We start from the raw sequence: 15,017 nt of genomic DNA on the forward strand, positions 1-15,017 counted from the left end.
TCACTAAATCATCAGGGCAAAGGTTCCGGCCCAGACTAAAACAATCACCGAAATGCCCATAAAGAAATATTTCACGTTTCATCGCTCCGCGTATCTTGTGGTACGCATTTAAAAACAGAGTCCACCTGATTATAGAGAGCTGAAATCCGGTCAAAACGAAAATGAGAATTTTCCCGTTACGCCGCCGACTCCAGCTCAGAATTCTGTGCTTTCCTGTTGCCAGACGGCGCTAATGTACGCCTAAAAATGAAGGGTGACAAGAGGGATTTTTTTAAATAATTTCCGCTACTTACGAGTGTCGTGGAACGGCGACAGTTTGATTTCACAACGCAATAAATTCACTTTGAGCGACGCAATGAGTGACGGGTTTTCAGCGGGAAGACAGGTGATTGAAAAGGTTAGTTTCTTAGCGAAACTAACCTTCATGAAGAGCTTAAATATAGAGCGAGGCTTCGCCAAGAGGGCGTGTTTTGAAACGACGATGCATCCACAGATACTGCTCTGGAGCACGCATGATTTCAATTTCGATGACTTTATTGATAAACGCTGCGGCTTCGCACTCGTTTTCCGGATAGTTAGCCATTTCAGGGGAGATGTGCAGACGGTAGCCTGATTTATCTGCTTTTCTCACCATCGTCACGGTCAGCATGGAGGCGCCCGATAATCGAGAAATGACAAAGGTACCGTTAGTCGTCGCAACGTCTTTCACCGCAAAGAAGGGGGCAAAGCTGCTGCCTTTACGTCCATAATCCTGATCGGGTGCAAACCAGACGGCCTCTCCTTTCTTGAGAGCGCCGACCATACCGCGCAGGTTATTACGACTGATCATCGCCTTATTGGAACGCATGCGGCCACGCGTTTGCACCCACTCCATCAGAGCGCTATTGTGCGGTCTGTAAGTTGCCATCATTGGCTGACAAAGCCCCATCACGCGGCCACCCAACTCCAGCGACATAAAGTGAACGCCGACGACCATCACGCCGCGTTTTTGCATCTGCGCGCGTTTCAGATTATCCAGTCCTTCCACGTCAAACCACTTGCGGACACGCTCATCCGGCCAGAACCAGGCCATGCCCGTTTCAAGCAGCGCCATGCCGATAGACTTGAAGTTTTCAGCAATGAGTTTTTCGCGCTCTTCGGCATTGTACTGCGGAAAACAAAGCTCAATATTTTTACGCGCGATGGATTCGCGACGTTTCAGGAAAACGCGGGAAGCGCTGCCCAGTTTCGACCCTAGCAAGCGCAGGACCGGGTATGGAAGTTGAACCAGCAGCCAGAGTACGCCAAGACCAAACCATGTAAACCAGTAACGCGGGTGTAAAAACGCGCGTTGAAATTTGGATTGAGACAAAATAGTAGAACCTATATGAAGCCTGTAAAGGTAGCGCAGAGTTTGCGATACGACGTGCCGATAAGACCGTTCTTCAAGGTGATGGTTGCAGGCTTTACCGAACTTTACGGCGTTGCCTGGCCACTGCTGATTTGGGCGGGCGACGTAATGTAGCACCGTTATACGATATGTGCTATTACTCGTTTTTGATTAAAAAAGCGGCAGTCCGAGAGGTCCTTGATTTTACAGATTTTATCGACTTTCACATGGAAAGCGCCTTTCCTGCCTCAGCGGAACGCAGTAGCGTTAGCGTTCAGAAAGAAAGCGTAACGAAAAAAATGCGTCGTTGATTTTCGCCAAATTTAATATTTACGCGTTTATTTACCCCTTCATATAATACTTAAGAATTTTCTTTATGAAAATTCTTAAGTATTATTCATGCTGTCAATGGAGTGGTCGCCTTCTTTCCTCGATTACGTTCCCCTTTTAATCTTGCCGCAATAAGATATTGCAGTTCTTTAGCGTTTTTTGGCGTGGTGCTGTGATGCAAATCAAAACAAGATGTTTTTATTAACATCTCTCTGGCTGCAATCCCTTCTGCGATACAAATATTCGATTTGTGCGAAAAGAGCAGTTTCTTTTTCTGAGTTAATTAGGCAATTTGCGATAATGTATTAGAGGAAAATTCTTAAGAAAATTCTTGTCATGGATAAATGATCTGTGTATTTGATTTTGTTTCGATCAATATTCTATTATTGCGCATCAAGAACGATACCGTGAAGTTGGCATAGCTAAACAAAGAGGGATGATTAAATGGCTGACAGTTTTCAGAATGAGGTGCCTAAGGCACGTATTAACCTGAAGCTTGACCTGCATACTGGCGGAGCAAGCAAGAAAATGGAATTACCCTTGAAATTGCTTGTTACAGGTGATTTCAGTAATGGACAGGAATCTGCACCAATATCGGAGCGTGAAAAAGTTAATATCAACAAAAATAATTTTGATAGCGTTCTTTCCGAATATTCCCCAAAAGTTAATCTGGCCGTTAAAAATACGCTGTCTGAAGATGGCGGTGAGGACAACATTCAGCTGACTTTCCAGAGCATGAAAGATTTCACGCCAGAGCAGGTGGCGGCCCAAATTCCACAGCTGAAGGCGATGCTGGCAATGCGCAACTTGCTCCGCGATCTGAAGGCCAACCTGCTGGATAACCAGACTTTCCGAAAAGAGCTGGAGAAAATCGTTCTTGACCAGACGCTTAGTGCTGAGTTGCGAAATGAGTTATCCGCGCTGGCTTCAAAAAAACCTTAATCATCATGCTGTTTTAACGGATTAATCAAGGAATGCTCATGTCTGTACAAAATAATACTGCTGGCGGGGAAAGCGTGGTGCTGGAACGCCCTGCTGTGGGTGGGGTGTACGCCTCACTGTTTGAGAAAATCAATCTGAACCCTGTCTCTGAGCTGAGCGCGCTGGACATCTGGCAAGATGCGCAGGCGATGTCGGATGCGACCGCAGACGAGCGTCTGACCGCAGGTATGCAGGTCTTTCTGGAATGCCTGACCAAGGCAGGCTCGAAGGTCGAAAAACTGGATAAAAGCCTGATCGATCACCATATCGCTGAGCTCGACTACCAGATAAGCCGCCAGCTGGACGCCGTTATGCACCATGAAGAGTTTCAGTCGGTTGAGAGCCTGTGGCGCGGAGTGAAGTCGCTGATTGATAAAACAGATTTTCGCCAGAACGTGAAAATCGAGCTTCTGAGCATGTCTAAAGAAGAGCTGCGCCAGGACTTTGAAGACAGCCCGGAAGTCATCCAGAGTGGTTTGTATAAACACACCTACATTGATGAATATGATACCCCTGGCGGCGAGCCGATCGCGGCGTTGATTTCCGCTTATGAGTTCGATGCTTCAGCGCAGGATGTCGCTCTGCTGCGCAACATCTCTAAAGTATCTGCGGCTGCACATATGCCATTTATCGGCTCAGCAGGCCCGAAATTCTTCCTCAAGGAGTCCATGGAAGACGTCGCGGCGATTAAAGATATAGGTAACTATTTTGACCGCGCAGAGTACATCAAGTGGAAATCGTTCCGCGATACGGACGACGCTCGCTACATCGGTCTGGTGATGCCCCGCGTGCTTGGACGTTTACCGTATGGCCCGGATACCGTTCCGGTTCGCAGCTTCAACTATGTTGAAGAAGTCAAAGGTCCGGATCACGACAAATACCTGTGGACGAATGCGTCGTTTGCCTTCGCTTCCAACATGGTGCGTAGCTTTATTAATAACGGCTGGTGTGTCCAAATCCGTGGCCCGCAGGCCGGCGGTGCGGTTCAGGATCTGCCTATCCATCTTTATGATCTGGGGACAGGCAATCAGGTAAAAATACCGAGCGAAGTGATGATCCCTGAAACGCGTGAATTCGAATTCGCGAATCTGGGCTTTATTCCGTTGTCCTACTACAAAAACCGCGACTACGCCTGCTTCTTCTCAGCAAACTCCACTCAGAAACCGGCGCTGTATGACACCGCTGATGCAACGGCCAACAGCCGTATCAATGCGCGTCTGCCGTACATCTTCCTGCTGTCGCGTATCGCCCACTACCTGAAGCTAATTCAGCGCGAGAACATCGGTACCACCAAGGATCGTCGACTACTGGAGCTGGAACTGAACACCTGGGTCCGCAGTCTGGTGACAGAAATGACCGATCCGGGCGACGAGCTGCAGGCGTCTCATCCACTGCGTGATGCAAAAGTGGTGGTGGAAGATATTGAAGATAACCCAGGCTTCTTCCGCGTGAAATTGTATGCGATTCCACACTTCCAGGTGGAAGGGATGGACGTCAACCTGTCGCTGGTTTCCCAGATGCCGAAAGCGAAATCGTAATAACAGGCAGGAAGCCGATGAAAACGGAACAACCGTTATGGGGTAGGGGCATTATGGTCGCTCCCCAGCATTTTCAGCAACAGGTCGCTTATGCGGCCTGGTCTGCCGAGTGTATTGCCCGGCTGGGCCTCTCCTGCCCGTGGGGGGTTATAAATGCTACCTTCGAGCCGGAAGCTCTCAGGCTTGGACGTCTGCAGGCCCGTCATCTGCATGTCCGTTTTCAGGACGGTACGCTGATTGATACAAACAATGCTGATTCGCTGCCACCGGTACTGTCGCTTGAAAGCGAATCGCAGGAGGTGACGGTGGTGCTGGCGCTCCCGCTACTGCGGGCGAACGGCGGCAACTGCCTGAAACCCGATGAGGTGGCCGAGCGTCCGGTGCGATATCGTCAGCGCTGGCGGGATGTACGCAATACCTTTGGGGAAGACACTCGTCAGATTGCCGTGATGCAGCCGGAACTGACGCTGCGTTTTGCGCATCAGAACAACAGCGATTATCTGACCTGTCCGGTCGCCCGCCTGCAGCAGGACTCACAGGGGATGTGGTTACTGGATGAGACGTTTCTCCCTCCGTTGTTGACCCTCCAGGGCAGCCGTTGGCTGGTAACTCAGCTGGAACAGCTGATGACCCAACTGCGGGCCCGACTGTGCCGTCTGATGGCAATGCGGCGTGAAAGCAATGAGCGTATGGCAGACTTCGCCGTGGCTGATGTATCACTGTTCTGGCTGCTAAATGCGCTGAACAGCGCCGAGCCCGTGCTCGGACAGTTTCAGCGATACCCGCAAAGCCCACCGGAGCGTCTATATCCGGAACTTTCTCGCCTGGCGGGGAGCCTGCTGACCTTCTCCCTGGAGCATCAGGTGAGCGCCATTCCGGCCTGGCATCATGAGCAACTCAATGCAGTGTTTCCACCGCTGTTTGACTTGCTTGGCGATCTGCTTGAAGCCAGCCTGCCGTCACGGGTGGTGGCCCTGGCACTCGACTATGACCCACGGCTGCACTTCTGGCAGGCTCGCCTGCATGACCCGCGTCTGCGCGAAGGGGCGGATTATTACCTCTCAGTGCGTTCACCGATGCCGGTGGCACAGCTGCAGGAACAGTTCCCACGTCAGTGTAAGGTCGGCAGCCCTGACCATGTCAGGAGTATCGTCAATTCATCACGGGTGGGGGTGCCCCTGGTGCCACTGCGGCATGTGCCGGCTGCCATTCCGCTTCGCCTGGAAAATCAGTATTTCAGTCTCGATCTCTCCCATCCTCTGGCGACTGAAATGCTCCAGAGTGGGACATGTATGTTTTACGTCCCGGGCATGCTCGGCGAGCCTGAACTTGAACTCTTTGCGGTATTGAGAACATGAGTGAACGTAAACACGGCGCGGTCGTGTCTGTTGATATTGACGCACTGCTGCAGGATACCTGGCTTCAGGTAATCAGCCTTCGCCATGGCCCGCAGTTTCAGGAAGGAGAAGGTCGGGTCTTGTGGGAACGCTGTATCGCTGATGTGGAACGCGTTCAGCGTGAACTGAAAGCGAGTGAACTCGATGAAGCCAGCTGTAAGCATATCCTCACTGCACAATGTGCATTGCTTGATGAGGCGGTCAAAGGGCGCGGTGTAGAGGATGATGCCTGTGTGCAGTGGTATGACATTCCTCTGCAGGGACACTTCCTTGGCACAATGGACGCGGGTGACACTTTGTGTGACAGGATGCGCGATGTGCTGAGTGAACCTGCATCAGACAATGCCGTACTGACCTGTTTCCAGCGTGTAATGATGCTCGGATTTCTGGGCAACTTTCGCTCGCTGAACGATCCGGAACGCCAGGAGCTGGTCAGCGCCCTCAATGAACGTGTTACGCCGTTCAGCTATCCGCAGACTCACCCTGTTCTGGCAGAAAGCCGCACGGGGCGCGGGGCGGGGGGCTGGCTGGCGTCATGGCCCGCGCGCATAGGCCTGAGCGTGATTGTTATTGTCGCGCTCTGGTGGGGACTGGATCGCTGGCTCGATCAGATGCTGCTGACCCTGTTGCCGGGAGTCGCAAAATGAGTCCTGTACAACAGCGCGTTCTTGCGCTGTGGGCCGCCCTGCTGAGTGCCGTGGTCTGTCTGGCTTTTCTGCCGGTATCCCGGCTGGCTTCAGTGCTCGTTTTGCTGGCGATGTTCGGGATTATCGTCGCGTTCTGGTATATCGCCAGATTTCGTCGGGAGCATGACGTCACCCTGCATCTGGATGACCTTCCTGAAACCACTTACCGTCAACCCGTGGTGCTGGTTTGTGGCGATATGCCTCTGACCTGGCCGCAACGGTCACCGGAACTGATGGTCACGCAGGGATGCTGGATCCGCGTTGAGGACCATCAGGATCTGGAACATGTAGCCCGTCAGATTCTGTGGCAGCATCCGGACTGGGGGCGTCAGCTGTCGGTGATGGTCAGTGTCTGCCCGCAGAAACACGTCGACAGCGAAGCCCTGACAAGTCGTCTGCTGGCTCTGCGCTGGCAAATCAGCCAGTTGCGTAAAGAAACGGGACATTCTGTGCCATTGATTCTGAATGGTCAGATCGGCAGCGCGATGACGGATGACATGCTCTGGCAGGCCGCTATTCCGGGTGAAGGGTGCACTGTCTGGCGTGAGTCTAATGCGCCTTGTTCGATCGCCGCGTGGGTCACCACTGGTGGTGCGCCTGTGATGCAGCAGCAGGTGCTGATGAATAGCCTGATGAGCTGGTTCCATCAGCATGTCCAGGCGGTATTCATCGATGAGAATCCTGATGTTCCGGCCATTGCACCTGCAGCGTTGCTGTGGGGAATGGGGCCGATTCTTGCCGGAAGCTGTGCGTCCTCTGCCTGGACGACGTGGTTATCGCGTCATACTGCCATGCAGCAGGTAGCCGGCTGGCAACCGGTAGGGACGGACAGTACGGTGATATCACCCTTCCCGGATTTCATCCTGCCGCTGTTACCGGAAGGAAGTGGACTTACTCCCCGGACCCGCACCTGGCGCTGCGCCCTTGGTCTTTTCACCCTGGCGGCCATCGCCGCGCTGCTCAGCAGTGGCTGGAACAATCGCCAGCTGCTGCATCGCGTGAGCTTCGATATAGCCCGTTACGACAGCCTCTCCATCGATGATTATGGCCCGAAGGCTACCGCCGTTGCGGTCCTTCGCGAGAATGCGGCGCTGCTGGATGACTATGCACGTAACGGTGTACCGGCCCGGTTGGGTCTGGGGCTTTATCAGGGAGAACGTCTACGGATGCCCCTTCTGGAAGCGATCCGCTCGTATGTGCCGCCGCCCCCTAAACCGCAGCCAGCCCCAAAACCAGTTCCGAAAATAGTAAGGCTGGACAGCATGTCGCTGTTCGATACCGGCAAGTTCGTGCTGAAAGCCGGCTCTACCAAAATGCTGGTGAATTCACTGGTTGGCATTAAAGCGAAGCCGGGCTGGCTGATTGTCGTGTCAGGGCATACCGATAACACCGGCAATCCGCAACTGAACCAGACGCTGTCTCTGAAGCGTGCCGAAGCAGTGCGCAGCTGGATGCGTGACACCGGCGACGTGCCGGAAAGCTGTTTTGCGGTGCAGGGCTATGGCGAAAGCCGCCCTGTCGCAACCAACGACACCCCGGAAGGGCGTGCGCTTAACCGCCGTGTCGAAATTAGTCTGGTACCGCAGGCGAACGCCTGTCAGATACCCGGCAAACACCCGGCGTCATCGCAGGATGATGGCGCTTCACTACACAATGGAGAGTAATTCCATGGCAATTCCTGTTTATCTTTGGCTGAAGGACGACGGCGGCGCGGACATCAAAGGGTCTGTTGACGTTCAGGATCGTGAAGGCAGCATCGAAGTGGTCGCTCAGGAACATAATCTGTACATCCCGACCGACAACAACACCGGCAAGCTGACCGGCACCCGCATCCACACGCCGTTCCTGTTCACGAAGGAAATCGATTCCTCCAGCCCGTACCTGTACAAGGCGGTGACCACCGGTCAGACCCTGAAATCCGCTGAGTTCAAGTGGTACAAAATCAACGACGCGGGTCAGGAAGTGGAGTACTTCAACACCAAACTGGAAAACGTGAAGGTAGTGAAAGTGAATCCTGAAATGTATGACATCAAGGATCCTTCTAAAGAGAAGCACAACCACCTTGAACGCGTTGAACTGCGTTACGAAAAAATCACCTGGACCTACAAAGACGGCAACATCATTCATTCCGATTCCTGGAACGAACGCGCCACGGCGTAATCCTGATGCGGGCAGGTTTTCCTGTCCGCAGTTTTTTGCTGAGTGCCTGAGATGCGGGCACTCAGCAAAGAAAACAATCTGCCTGCCTGACCTTATGCGCTTTGGTGAACAGCGAGGGGCGGTAGCGTGTCCAGGAACCGACAAAGAGAGAATCTCATGGAAAATCCAGCCATCCTGTTACGTCGTCTGAACCCTTACTGTGCCCGAGCGATGGAAGGCGCAGCTTCGCTCTGTCAGACCCGTGCCCATGCCGAAATTCTGCCGGAGCACTGGCTGCTGAAGCTGCTGGAGCAGGGGGAGGGTGACCTGACGGTGCTGGCGCGTCGCTATGAATGGGATATGGATGGCATCTGGCAGGATCTGCTCGGCTGGCTCGACAGACAACCTCGCTCCGTGCGCCATCGGCCCCAGCTCTCAGAGGACATCCAGACTCTGATGCAGCAAGCCTGGCTACTGGCCTCACTCCATGGCGAAGAGCACATTCGCAGCGTCCATCTGCTGATGGCCCTGGTGGAAAAACCGAAACTGGCACGTTGTGACGGCCTTTGGCCGTTGTTAACGCTTGGTCAGAGCCAGCTGGAGCGCCTGCGACCTTTGCTGGATGCGCAATCGGATGAACGTCCGGAAATGCAGCACGAAGCCGAGCTGGCACAGAGCCACGGTGGTGAGGTGGAGTTTGTCGGGCGTCCGGCTGGCGTGGAAATGAAAGAGGGGGAGCTGAGCCCTGCGCTGCAGAACGCGCTGGATAAATTCACCCTCGACGTCACCGCCAAAGCGAAGGAAGGGAAGATCGATCCTGTGTTTGGCCGCGACACAGAAATACGCCAGATGGTGGACATCCTCTCTCGTCGCCGCAAAAACAACCCGATTCTGGTCGGCGAGCCGGGCGTGGGGAAAACTGCACTGGTTGAAGGTCTGGCATTGCGTATTGCCGAGGGTAATGTGCCTGAATCACTGAAAGCGGTCACTCTGCGTACCCTTGATCTGGGCCTCCTGCAGGCCGGTGCAGGCGTGAAAGGCGAGTTCGAACAGCGTCTGAAAAACGTCATTGATGCGGTGCAGCAATCCCCGTCCCCGGTCCTGCTATTTATTGATGAAGCGCATACCATCATCGGCGCGGGCAACCAGGCGGGGGGCGCCGATGCAGCGAACCTGCTGAAACCGGCGCTGGCGCGTGGCGAACTGCGTACCATTGCGGCCACCACCTGGTCTGAATACAAACAATACTTCGAGCGCGACGCGGCCCTGGAGCGTCGTTTCCAGATGGTAAAAGTCGATGAGCCTGACGATGACATCGCCTGCCTGATGCTCCGTGGTCTGAAATCCCGCTATGCCGAACACCATAACGTGCACATTACCGACGATGCGTTGCGCGCTGCTGTTACGCTTTCCCGCCGCTATCTGACGGGCCGCCAGCTGCCGGACAAGGCGGTTGACCTGCTCGACACCGCCGCAGCGCGCGTCCGAATGAGCCTCGACACGGTACCGGAACAGCTGACCTGCATTCGCTCGCAGATTACCTCTCTTGAAATGGAGAAGCAGGCGCTGCTGGAAGATATTGCTGTCGGCAATCAGAGCCATGGTGAACGCCTGACCGTCATTGAGCAGGAAGAGAACGCTCTTATCGTTGCCCTCGATGAGCTTGAAACGCAGTACGGGCAGGAACTGAAACTCACCGAACAACTGCTGGAAAGCCGCCAGGACATCTCCCGTCAAAGCGAGACGCACGCGCTGCAGCAGGAACTGAACGGCATGCAGCACAGCAACCCGCTGCTCTCCGTGGATGTGGATGTACGCACGGTAGCAAACGTGATTGCTGACTGGACAGGCGTGCCGCTGTCATCGCTGATGAAAGATGAGCAGACCGAACTGCTGACCCTTGAAAATGGAATGGGTAAACGTGTGGTCGGACAGGATGTGGCGCTTGAGGCCATCGCCCAGCGTCTGCGTGCGGCAAAAACGGGTCTCACTTCCGAGAATGGTCCGCAGGGCGTGTTTCTGCTGGTGGGACCGAGCGGGGTGGGGAAAACCGAAACCGCGCTTGCGCTGGCCGATGTCATGTACGGCGGTGAGAAGTCACTCATTACGATTAACCTCTCCGAATACCAGGAGCCGCATACGGTTTCCCAGCTGAAGGGTTCCCCTCCGGGCTACGTCGGTTACGGTCAGGGCGGTATTCTCACCGAAGCGGTACGCAAGCGTCCGTACAGCGTGGTTTTGCTCGATGAAGTCGAAAAAGCCCACCGCGACGTGATGAACCTGTTCTACCAGGTCTTTGACCGCGGCTTTATGCGCGACGGAGAAGGGCGTGAAATCGACTTCCGCAACACCGTCATTCTGATGACCTCGAATCTCGGCAGCGACCACCTGATGCAGCTGCTTGACGAACAGCCGGAGGCCAGCGAAGGCGATCTTCACGAGCTGCTGCGTCCGATACTGCGCGATCACTTCCAGCCGGCGCTGCTGGCCCGCTTCCAGACCGTGATTTACCGCCCTCTCTCGGAAGCAGCCATGCGTACCATCGTGGAAATGAAACTCTCACAGGTTAGCAAGCGTCTGCATCGACACTACGGCCTGAGCACGCACATTGATGAAAGTCTTTATGATGCGCTGACTTCAGCCTGCCTGCTGCCAGATACCGGTGCGCGTAACGTCGACAGCCTGCTCAATCAGCAAATTCTGCCGGTGCTCAGTCAGCAACTGCTGACCCATATGGCCGCAAAACTGAAACCACAGTCATTACGTTTTAGCTGGAGTGAGGAAGAGGGGAGCGGGCTGGAATTTGATGTGAAACAGGGAGTGGACGCATGAGTAATAATCCTCCATTAAGATACAGCCATAGCCACCACCTGCTGGCGGTGAAGGGATGTGACACAGAACTCGACGTGCTCTCTTTCGAAGGTGATGAGGCTCTTAGCACGCCGTTCCGCTACCGTATTGAATTCACCGGCATTGACCACGCTATCGCCAGAGAGGCGATGCTGATGAAGCCCGGCTCGCTGACGCTACAGGCCCCGGTAGACCAGGGTTACGGCATTAAAGTGCAGCAGGCCGTGCGCACCCTTCAGGGCGTGGTGACCGGTTTTGAACGCCTCAGCACGTCAAAAGATGAAACCCGCTACGCCCTGACGCTCCGGCCACGTCTGGCGCTGCTCGACCGCTCGCACCAGAACGCCATTTACCAGGACATGTCGGTTCCGCAAATCGTGGAAAAAATCCTGCGCGAGCGCCACGGTATGCGCGGTCAGGATTTTCTGTTCTCGCTGTCAAAAGAATACCCGCGTCGTGAACAGGTGATGCAGTACGGTGAGGACGACCTGCACTTTATCACCCGCCTGCTGGGTGAGGTCGGTATCTGGTTTCGCTTCACCACCGACACGCGCCTCAACATTGACGTGGTGGAGTTTTACGACAGCCAGCAGGGGTATGAAAAAGGTCTGACGCTGCCGTCGGTACCGCCATCGGGCCAGCATTCAAAAGGCGTGGATTCAGTCTGGGGCATGGAGTGCCACCACAACGTGGTGCAGAAGCAGGTCAGCACCCGGAACTACAACTACCGTCAGGCCACGCAGGACATGAACACCCTGGTGGATGCGACCCGCGGGGATGTCACCACGTACGGGGATGCCTATCACTGGGCGGATAACTACCTGACGCCGGGCAGCGCGCATGACCGCAACCCGGCCCCGGAGTCCGGGGCGTTTTATGCCCGTATCCGGCATGAGCGCTACCTGAATGGTCAGACCCGGGCGCAGGGCATCACCAGCTGTCCGACGCTTTTTCCGGGGATGTTGCTGAAAGTCACCGGCGGGTATGAAGTGGCCGACGTGTTTGCGCAGGGCGTGGTCATCACGGCGATGCACAGCCATGCGCGCCGTGATGAAGACTTTAGCGTTAACTTCGACGGCATCCCGGACAGCACCGATTTTGGTTTCCGCCCGGTGCCTGGCTCACGCCCGGTGATGGCTGGCACCTTGCCGGCACGCGTCACGAGCACCACCGAGAACGACACCTACGGTCACATCGATAAAGACGGCCGCTATCGCGTCAACATGCTGTTTGACCGTGATAACTGGGAAACCGGGTTCGAGAGCCTGTGGGTGCGCCAGTCCCGCCCGTATGCCGGCGACACTTACGGTCTGCACCTGCCGCTGCTGGCGGGCACCGAAGTGGCGATTGGTTTCGAGGACGGTAACCCGGACAGACCGTACATTTCTGGCGTACTTCACGACTCGGCGCACGGTGACCATGTCACTATCCGAAACTACAAACGTAACGTCCTGCGCACCCCGGCGAACAACAAAATCCGCCTTGATGACAGCCGCGACCAGGAGCATATCAAGGTCTCCACGGAGTACGGCGGCAAGAGTCAGCTGAATCTCGGACATTTAGTGGATGCGGAGAAGCAGAAGCGCGGTGAGGGTTTTGAGCTCAGAACCGACAGCTGGGGAGCCATCCGGGCACAGAAAGGGATTTTTATCAGCGCTGACGGGCAGACGAAAGCACAGGGCCAGGTGCTGGAGATGCAGCCGGCGGTCAGCAATCTGGGGGATGCCCGGGAGCAGATGACATCCCTCTCCGGTGACGCGCAGAAGGCGACCGCGAACCCGGCCGATCTCCAGGCGCAAATCAAACTGCTGGAACAGCAGCTGACAGACCTCAAAAAATCAGTGCTGCTGCTCAGTGCACCGGATGGAATGGCGCTGACCAGCGGACAACATCTGCAGGTATCAGCCGGGCAAAACCTGATAGCCACTGCCGGTAAAAATGCCGACGTCAGCGTGGTGAAAAATCTGTTCATCGGGGTGGGTAATGCCCTGAGCGTGTTTGTTCGTAAGCTGGGGATCAAGCTCATCGCGAACCAGGGGCCGGTGCAGGTACAGGCGCAAAACGACCTGATGGAATTGCTGGCACGTAAAGAAATCAGCATTGTCAGCACGGAGGATGAAATCAAAATCATCGCGAAGAAGAAGCTGACGGTAAATGGTGGTGGGAGTTATATCACTCTGGATGTTAATGCCATTGAATCAGCGACGATGGGAGATTTCAGGACAAGAGCAGGGCATTATGCCAGACAAACGAGAGCGCAGCATAAGCCTGATATTTCACCGTTAGCGAATGCTATTGATGATGGCAGCCACAATATTCGCTATTTGTGCACAGATGATAATGGAACACCAATGCTCAATACTCCTTACAGGGCATTTTTGGCTGATGGCTCAGTACTGGAAGGTGTTAGTGATGGTGAGGGGTATACGAGGCTGTTTACTTCTGCACAGACTCAGGATGTGTTACTGCATATGATGCCGGGAGTTATCAATGCCTAAGTATAAGATATATACAAAAATTGAATCAAATGTACCAGTATCCGATCTGTTTTATGACCTTGATGTATATAAAACGGATGCCAATAATAAAAAGCATGTTCTGTTGTCAGTGGCACAACAACCTGTAGACCCAAGTTATTATACTCAGCCTCATGATACGAATGAGACTGATGATGATTTGTCAGTGATCTACATTTTAGAAATTAACTTATATCGCAAACACGGTGGTAAACTGATTTCGGTGCTTTCATCCCCGGTAAAAAAAATGTATACACTGGGTGAAATAGCCTCCGGGAAAGCCTACTCAAAAAATAAACGAGAAAATGTCTGTTATTTTGAGACTAAAGCTCAGACAAAACCCGTGAATGATAAAGGTGAAGATAATATCCATAATGTACAAATTACTTGCCAACCAAGATTTTTTGTCTCACTGGAACATCCAATTGGAGACCCGTTAGATCCTTTTACAAAAAACATTATAAAGAATGAGCTTGATGCCAGAAAGGCTGCTTCTCTATTAAACCCAGAAGGAGAGTATTATCCAAACCAGTATTACTCTATGTTATGTGGACCAGCAGCATTTTACTATTGTTTAATGATGGATCGATATGATGTTTATGAGCAGCTAGTTTGGGATCTATGGAGTTATGGTAAAGGAATGTTGGGATCTTTTTTGCTCCAGCCAAGTTCTAACACAATGAAAGTAAGCGATTTGTTCGCAGGGCTGAGTCATCCCCGAGTTTCCGCAATTGATTGGATTACCATGGCAAGCTTGCGTGATTCATCTAATAATTTGTTAAAATATGAGTCAGTCGGGGATAAAGTATCTGCAATTACATTGTGGGGTGATATTGAAAAGTGGATGTTGAGTGCAGGTGCGCATAAAATATTTAGCAATATAAGTATGTACCATAGTAATTTAAGTGATATTTGTAAGTTAAACTCATTAATGAGTAATGATGTTCATATTTTAAGCTTGATCTCTGCGGGTATGCTCCAACAAGGCGCTGATGTCCCATTCAAAGATCACTGGATAGTTTGGGATGGAGAGTTAAAGCTAGCTAACGGACAACGAATTACTAACGAAACGAATTTAGAAGAAATTGTGTCGTTGAGACTTTTTTCATGGGGTGAAGTTAAAGATAATTCACTACGAACATCATTGACGTTAGGTGAGTTCTTAAGTCATACTTTTGGGGGGATGGTGTTTACAAAAATACCATGATTAG

Annotated in this window: 12 protein-coding genes; 10 read left to right on the plus strand and 2 right to left on the minus strand. The window is 53.2% G+C overall.

All coding sequences use genetic code 11. The features are described from left to right. Positions 1–3: 3 nt before the first annotated feature. Both ypdK and lpxP read right to left on the minus strand, forming a co-directional pair. Positions 4–75 (minus strand): membrane protein YpdK, encoded by a 72-nt coding sequence (ypdK, locus tag AC4IBF_RS05970; RefSeq protein ID WP_099458937.1) that lies wholly within the window; start codon positions 73–75, stop codon positions 4–6. A 358-nt stretch (positions 76–433) separates the two neighbouring features. Then, positions 434–1,354 (minus strand): kdo(2)-lipid IV(A) palmitoleoyltransferase, encoded by a 921-nt coding sequence (gene lpxP / locus AC4IBF_RS05975; protein WP_136195586.1) that lies wholly within the window; start codon positions 1,352–1,354, stop codon positions 434–436. Positions 1,355–1,366: 12 nt separating this feature from the next. Between lpxP and AC4IBF_RS05980 the strand changes: the two genes are divergently transcribed. The 10 genes from AC4IBF_RS05980 to AC4IBF_RS06025 all read left to right on the plus strand — a co-directional run bounded on the left by AC4IBF_RS05980 (position 1,367) and on the right by AC4IBF_RS06025 (position 15,013). Continuing rightward, a complete protein-coding gene (locus AC4IBF_RS05980; RefSeq protein WP_168708026.1) occupies positions 1,367–1,504 on the plus strand; it encodes a hypothetical protein in 138 nt (45 codons plus the stop codon). 639 nt (positions 1,505–2,143) lie between these two features. After that, positions 2,144–2,641, plus strand: a complete 498-nt coding sequence (gene tssB / locus AC4IBF_RS05985; RefSeq protein ID WP_111965220.1) for a type VI secretion system contractile sheath small subunit — start codon at positions 2,144–2,146, stop codon at positions 2,639–2,641. A 32-nt stretch (positions 2,642–2,673) separates the two neighbouring features. Continuing rightward, positions 2,674–4,218 (plus strand): type VI secretion system contractile sheath large subunit, encoded by a 1,545-nt coding sequence (tssC, locus tag AC4IBF_RS05990; RefSeq protein WP_115875938.1) that lies wholly within the window; start codon positions 2,674–2,676, stop codon positions 4,216–4,218. 17 nt (positions 4,219–4,235) lie between these two features. Further along, positions 4,236–5,576 (plus strand): type VI secretion system baseplate subunit TssK, encoded by a 1,341-nt coding sequence (tssK, locus tag AC4IBF_RS05995; protein WP_136195525.1) that lies wholly within the window; start codon positions 4,236–4,238, stop codon positions 5,574–5,576. After that, complete coding sequence (tssL, locus tag AC4IBF_RS06000; RefSeq protein WP_491463199.1) at positions 5,573–6,262, plus strand: type VI secretion system protein TssL, short form; 690 nt, start codon at positions 5,573–5,575, stop codon at positions 6,260–6,262. The genes tssK and tssL overlap by 4 nt, the downstream gene beginning before the upstream one ends. Beyond that, entirely contained in the window at positions 6,259–7,965 is a 1,707-nt protein-coding gene (locus AC4IBF_RS06005; protein WP_348943024.1) for an OmpA family protein, read from the plus strand. Before tssL ends, AC4IBF_RS06005 begins: the two co-directional genes overlap by 4 nt. A 4-nt stretch (positions 7,966–7,969) precedes the next feature. Then, complete coding sequence (gene hcp / locus AC4IBF_RS06010) at positions 7,970–8,461, plus strand: type VI secretion system effector Hcp (protein ID WP_023325816.1); 492 nt, start codon at positions 7,970–7,972, stop codon at positions 8,459–8,461. Positions 8,462–8,617: 156 nt separating this feature from the next. Beyond that, positions 8,618–11,272: a type VI secretion system ATPase TssH gene (gene tssH, locus AC4IBF_RS06015; RefSeq protein ID WP_491463200.1), complete on the plus strand. Its 2,655-nt coding sequence runs from the start codon at positions 8,618–8,620 to the stop codon at positions 11,270–11,272. After that, entirely contained in the window at positions 11,269–13,788 is a 2,520-nt protein-coding gene (locus tag AC4IBF_RS06020) for a type VI secretion system Vgr family protein (protein ID WP_325813743.1), read from the plus strand. Before tssH ends, AC4IBF_RS06020 begins: the two co-directional genes overlap by 4 nt. After that, positions 13,781–15,013: a hypothetical protein gene (locus AC4IBF_RS06025; RefSeq protein ID WP_325813742.1), complete on the plus strand. Its 1,233-nt coding sequence runs from the start codon at positions 13,781–13,783 to the stop codon at positions 15,011–15,013. Before AC4IBF_RS06020 ends, AC4IBF_RS06025 begins: the two co-directional genes overlap by 8 nt. Positions 15,014–15,017 lie beyond the last annotated feature (4 nt).

It is taken from the genome of Enterobacter sp. Taxon_8, from assembly GCF_058354585.1.

Excerpts from the sequence above, each read along its gene's own strand:
- AC4IBF_RS05980 (WP_168708026.1), top strand. The coding sequence starts at position 1,367 with ATGAAGCCTGTAAAGGTAGCGCAGAGTTTGCGATACGACGTGCCGATA.
- tssB (WP_111965220.1), top strand. The coding sequence starts at position 2,144 with ATGGCTGACAGTTTTCAGAATGAGGTGCCTAAGGCACGTATTAACCTG.
- tssC (WP_115875938.1), top strand. The coding sequence starts at position 2,674 with ATGCTCATGTCTGTACAAAATAATACTGCTGGCGGGGAAAGCGTGGTG.
- tssK (WP_136195525.1), top strand. The coding sequence starts at position 4,236 with ATGAAAACGGAACAACCGTTATGGGGTAGGGGCATTATGGTCGCTCCC.
- tssL (WP_491463199.1), top strand. The coding sequence starts at position 5,573 with ATGAGTGAACGTAAACACGGCGCGGTCGTGTCTGTTGATATTGACGCA.
- AC4IBF_RS06005 (WP_348943024.1), top strand. The coding sequence starts at position 6,259 with ATGAGTCCTGTACAACAGCGCGTTCTTGCGCTGTGGGCCGCCCTGCTG.
- hcp (WP_023325816.1), top strand. The coding sequence starts at position 7,970 with ATGGCAATTCCTGTTTATCTTTGGCTGAAGGACGACGGCGGCGCGGAC.
- tssH (WP_491463200.1), top strand. The coding sequence starts at position 8,618 with ATGGAAAATCCAGCCATCCTGTTACGTCGTCTGAACCCTTACTGTGCC.
- AC4IBF_RS06020 (WP_325813743.1), top strand. The coding sequence starts at position 11,269 with ATGAGTAATAATCCTCCATTAAGATACAGCCATAGCCACCACCTGCTG.
- AC4IBF_RS06025 (WP_325813742.1), top strand. The coding sequence starts at position 13,781 with ATGCCTAAGTATAAGATATATACAAAAATTGAATCAAATGTACCAGTA.